At 76.9% G+C, this 4,603-nt stretch carries 6 protein-coding genes; 2 read left to right on the forward strand and 4 right to left on the reverse strand.

Annotated elements, in window-relative coordinates; all coding sequences use genetic code 11:
* Positions 1 to 780 (forward strand): Lhr family helicase (locus tag WCS02_RS17630; protein ID WP_422665432.1); only part of this gene is annotated, 780 nt, incomplete at its 5' end.
* Complete coding sequence (locus tag WCS02_RS17635) at positions 780 to 1,652, forward strand: DNA-formamidopyrimidine glycosylase family protein (protein WP_340295570.1); 873 nt, start codon at positions 780 to 782, stop codon at positions 1,650 to 1,652. The genes WCS02_RS17630 and WCS02_RS17635, both read left to right, overlap by 1 nt.
* Positions 1,653 to 1,742: 90 nt before the next feature.
* On the opposite strand, the gene WCS02_RS17640 is transcribed toward WCS02_RS17635, so the two are convergent.
* The 4 genes from WCS02_RS17640 to WCS02_RS17655 form a co-directional block, all read right to left on the reverse strand.
* The gene (locus WCS02_RS17640; RefSeq protein ID WP_340295572.1) at positions 1,743 to 2,111 is read right to left on the reverse strand and encodes a helix-turn-helix domain-containing protein; all 369 of its coding nucleotides are present in this window, start codon (positions 2,109 to 2,111) and stop codon (positions 1,743 to 1,745) included.
* A gap of 222 nt (positions 2,112 to 2,333) precedes the next feature.
* Complete coding sequence (locus tag WCS02_RS17645) at positions 2,334 to 2,876, reverse strand: CinA family protein (RefSeq protein WP_340295574.1); 543 nt, start codon at positions 2,874 to 2,876, stop codon at positions 2,334 to 2,336.
* A 49-nt stretch (positions 2,877 to 2,925) separates the two neighbouring features.
* The gene (gene pgsA / locus WCS02_RS17650; RefSeq protein ID WP_340295575.1) at positions 2,926 to 3,513 is read right to left on the reverse strand and encodes a CDP-diacylglycerol--glycerol-3-phosphate 3-phosphatidyltransferase; all 588 of its coding nucleotides are present in this window, start codon (positions 3,511 to 3,513) and stop codon (positions 2,926 to 2,928) included.
* On the reverse strand, positions 3,513 to 4,603 hold a 1,091-nt coding region (locus tag WCS02_RS17655; protein ID WP_340295576.1), incomplete at its 5' end, for a radical SAM protein. The genes WCS02_RS17655 and pgsA, both read right to left, overlap by 1 nt.

Consider the following 4,603-nt stretch of genomic DNA (forward strand, 5'->3'; position numbering starts at 1 on the left):
CTGGCGGCCCGCGCCGCGACCGGTCCGCCGGTCGCCGCCGGCCGGTGGTCGCTCGTGCCGCCCGCGGGCGAGGACCCGACCGTGCGCGCCGCGGCCGTCGCCGAGGTGCTCCTGGACCGCTACGGCGTGCTCACCCGCGGCTCCGTGGTGGCCGAGGAGGTGCCCGGCGGGTTCGCCGCGGTCTACCGGGTGCTGGCTGCCATGGAGGAGGCGGGACGGATCCGTCGCGGCTACTTCGTCGAGGGGCTCGGTGCGGCGCAGTTCGCCACCGTGGGGGCCGTGGACCGGCTGCGGGCCGGGGCCGGCGGCGCCGAGGAGGCCGCGGAGGAGCCCGACCCCTGGGCCGTCGAGCCGCCCGCCCCCGTGGGCCGGTCCGGCGTCGTCGACACCGCCGCCGGACCGCCGGTGCCGCAGGGCCCGCCCGGGCTCGTGCTGGCCGCCACCGACCCCGCCAACCCCTACGGCGCCGCCCTGCCGTGGCCGGAGCGCGAGGGCCACCGCGCCGGCCGCAAGGCGGGGGCGCTCGTCGTGCTCGTCGACGGCAACCTCGTGCTCTACGTCGAGCGGGGTGCCCGCACGCTGCTCACGTACACCGACGACGAGGCGCTCCTGGCCTCCGGTGCCGAGGCGCTCGCCGCCGCCGTGCGGGCCGGGCGGCTGGGGCGGGTCACCGTGACCCGCGCCGACGGCGAGGGCGTCCTCGACGCGTCGGCGCCCGTCGCCGCCCTGCTCGAGGCGGCCGGCTTCCGGGCGACCCCGCGCGGCCTGCGGGCCGGCTGATGCCCGAGGGGGACACCGTCTGGCTCGCCGGACGACGGCTCGACGGGGCGCTGGCCGGGAAGACGCTCACCGGGTGCGACTTCCGGGTGCCGTCGCTGGCCACGACCGACCTCACCGGCAGCACCGTGGCCGGGGTGCGGTCCGTCGGCAAGCACCTGCTCACCCGGTTCGAGGGCGGGCCCGGCGACGGGCTGACGCTGCACACCCACTTCCGGATGGACGGGACCTGGCACCTGTACCCGGACGGCGAGCGCTGGCGGGGCGGTGCCGACCACCAGGTCCGGGCGGTGCTGCGCACGGACGGGCTCACCGTCGTCGGCTACCGGCTCCCGGTGGTCGAGCTGGTGGCCACCGACGACGAGGACAGCGTGGTCGGGCACCTGGGCCCCGACGTCCTGGGCCCCGGGTGGGACCCCGCGGAGGCCGTCCGGCGGCTCGGGGCGGACCCGGCACGGATGGTCGGGGACGCGCTGCTCGACCAGCGCCTCGTCGCGGGGCTGGGGACGCTGTACCGCGCCGAGACGTGCTTCCTCGCCGGGGTCACCCCGTTCACCCCGGTCGGGGCGCTGCGCGAGCACGGGACGACGCTGGAGCGGGTGGTGGCCATCGGGCACCGCCTGCTGGACCTCAACAAGGACCGGGTGCTGCAGGCCACCACCGGCGACACCCGCCGAGGACGGCACCACTGGGTGTTCGAGCAGCGGCGCTGCCTGCGCTGCGGGACGGGCGTCCTCACGGCCACGACGGGGGTGCCCCCGATGGAGCGCATCGCCTGGTGGTGCCCCCGCTGCCAGCGCGGACCGGCGCCGGCACCGGTCCCCGTGCGCGAGATCTTCCCGCCGACCGTCGGGCGGACCCGCTACCGGCCCTGAGCCCGCGGGCCGGACGCACGACCGCCCCCGCGCGTCCTGGGACGGGCGGGGGCGGTGACGTACGGGCCGATACCTCGGCAGGCGGTGCGGTCAGGCGACGGGAGCCAGGTCGTCGTCGGCGCGCTGGGGGGCGCGGATGACGGTCTTGCGGATGCCGTCGACGGCGCGGGGCTGCACCCGGTCGCGTGCGGCGGGGGCGGTCTCGTCCAGGCGGGCGGCGAGGGACTCCGACACCGCCACCCGGTCGCTCACCGAGCGCAGCACGCTCGACATGGGCACGTCGAGGGCCTCGCAGATGCTGAGCAACAGCTCGGACGAGGCCTCCTTCTGCCCGCGCTCGACCTCGCTGAGGTACCCGAGCGACACCCGGGCTGTGGAGGAGACGTCCCGGAGCGTCCGACCCTGGCGCTGGCGCGCACCACGGAGGACGTCACCGATCTCTTCTCGGAGCAGGACCATGACGACCTCCCTTCCTGACCGGTAGCCGGTCACTCGCGGGCGGTACCTGCCGTCTCCGGCCTGTCCGTCCGTCGGTTGGTCGCTCCACGGTACCCCGAGCGACGTCCCCGCACCTGGTGGGGTCGGCCCGTGGTCGTGCCGCGGCCGGACGACCCCGGCGGCGTCGCGAACCGCTCCCACGGTCTCCAACACCGGGCGGGGGCGGCTGCTTCCCGCGCGGGCTCAGCCGGGCAGGCAGGACAGGAGCAGCCGCAGGGCCGCGGCGGTGCTCGCCCGGCGCACCTGCTCGCGGCCGCCGGGCAGGCGGAGGCTCTGGACCCGGGCGACCGGGCCGGCCACGGCCACGTGCACCGCGCCCACCGGTCTGCCGTCCTGCGGGGTGGGCCCGGCGACCCCGGTCGTCGCCAGACCCCACGTCGACCCGGTCACCCGGGCCGCACCGGCCGCCATGGCCGCGGCGACGTCGGGGTGCACGGCCCCGTGGGCGTCGAGCAGGTCCTGCGGCACCCCGAGCACGGCGGCCTTGAGGTCGGTGGCATAGGCGACGACCGCACCGCGGTACGCCGCGGACGCCCCCGGGACGGAGACCAGGGCCGCGGACAGCGCCCCGCCCGTGAGGGACTCCGCCACGCCGAGCGTCGTCCCTGCGCCGACGAGCCGCCGCACCACCTGGGCGGCGAGGTCGGCGACGTCCGCAGGGTCAGAAGCCGGGTCGGCATCCCGGTCGTGGCCAGGGCCGGCGACCGGGTCGTGCGCGCCGGTCACACCCGCCGACCGGCAGGTCCCGGGCAGCGGGCCGACGGCCCTGCTGCGGTCACGCGCGCCCGGGGACGGCGGTGCGGTGGTCCCGGGCCGCCCGGAGGATGCTCACGGTGTACTGCACGCCCGTGACGACGGTGACCCCGACCGCCAGTGCCATGAGCACCCAGGTCACGACGTCGAGCGGGCCCGGCAGCGGCGCCACCGCGGCGGTGAGCGCCGCGGTCTGCAGGACGGTCTTGAGCTTGCCGCCCCTGGACGCCGGCACGACGGTGTGACGGATCACGGCCGCCCGGAGCACGGTGACCCCGATCTCGCGGACGAGGACGACGACGGTGATCCACCACGGCAGCAGGTCGAGCACGCTGAGGGTGACGAACGCCGACCCGGTGAGCGCCTTGTCGGCGATCGGGTCGGCGACGATGCCGAAGGTCGTCACGGTCCCGTTGCGGCGGGCGAGCCAGCCGTCGAGCTTGTCGGTCGCGGCGGCGACGAGGAACACCAGCGCGGCCCACCAGTGGCCCGGGTCGTCCTCGCGGCCGGCGGCCAGGAGCAGGAGGACGAACAGCGGCACCATGAGGATGCGCAGCAGCGTCACCGAGTTGGGCAGGTTGGCGTTGCGGCGCCAGGAGCCGGCGTCCATCAGGCGTCCCCGCCCACGGGGCCAGGGGCCGCGACGAGGTCGGCCCCGTCGCTGGCCACGACCACGGCCCGGACGAAGGTGCCGACGCCGACGTCGGGCACGTCCGCCGATCGGGGCACGAGGACGGCCGTGGTGCCGTCGACCTCGGGACCCTGGTGGGCCGCGCGGCCGGACACGACGACGACCTCGCCGCTGGTGCGTCCGGGGAGCAGGTCGAGGACCTCGGCCGCGGCGTCGCCGGTGAGGACCTCTTCGACGAGGACGTCGACGGCCTCGCCCACGCGGTCCTCGGCGCGCTGGGCGACGAGCTCGTCGACGACGGCGCTCACGTGCTCCACCCGCGCGGCGACCTCCTCGGCGTCGTGCTTGCCGCCGTAGGTCTCGGCCTCGGTGCCGTCCTCGTCGGAGTACCCGAACACGCCCACCACGTCGAGACGGGCCTGCGACAGGAAGCCGACGAGCTCCTCGACGTCCGCCTCGGTCTCGCCGGGGAAGCCGACGATGACGTTGGAGCGGACGCCCGCGGCGGGCGCCAGGGCACGCACCCGGCCGAGCAGGTCGAGGAAGTCCGCGCTGCCGCCGAAGCGGCGCATCCGGCGCAGCAGGGTCGCCGAGGCGTGCTGGAAGGACAGGTCGAAGTACGGGACGACGCCGGGGGTGGTGGCGATGGCCTCGAGCAGGCCGGGGCGCAGCTCGGCCGGCTGCAGGTACGACACCCGGACGCGCTCGATCCCGTCGACCGCCGCGACCTCGGGCAGGACGCTCTGGAGCAGGTCGAGGTCGCCGAGGTCCTTGCCGTAGCTCGTGGTGTTCTCGCTGACGAGGAACACCTCGCGCACCCCCCGCTCGGCCAGCCAGCGCGCCTCGTCGAGCACCTCGGTGGGTCGGCGGGAGACGAAGGAGCCGCGGAAGGCGGGGATGGCGCAGAACGTGCATCGCCGGTCGCAGCCGGAGGCGATCTTGAGCGAGGCCCACGGCGCGCTGCCGAGGCGGGCACGCACGACGGGCGGGCCCGAGGCGGGCGCCACGGCGGCGAGCGACGGCCGGTCGGCCTCGTCGACGGGCGACGGCGCGCCGGCGGTACCGCGCC

The organism is Aquipuribacter hungaricus (assembly GCF_037860755.1).
GTDB lineage: Bacteria > Actinomycetota > Actinomycetes > Actinomycetales > JBBAYJ01 > Aquipuribacter > Aquipuribacter hungaricus.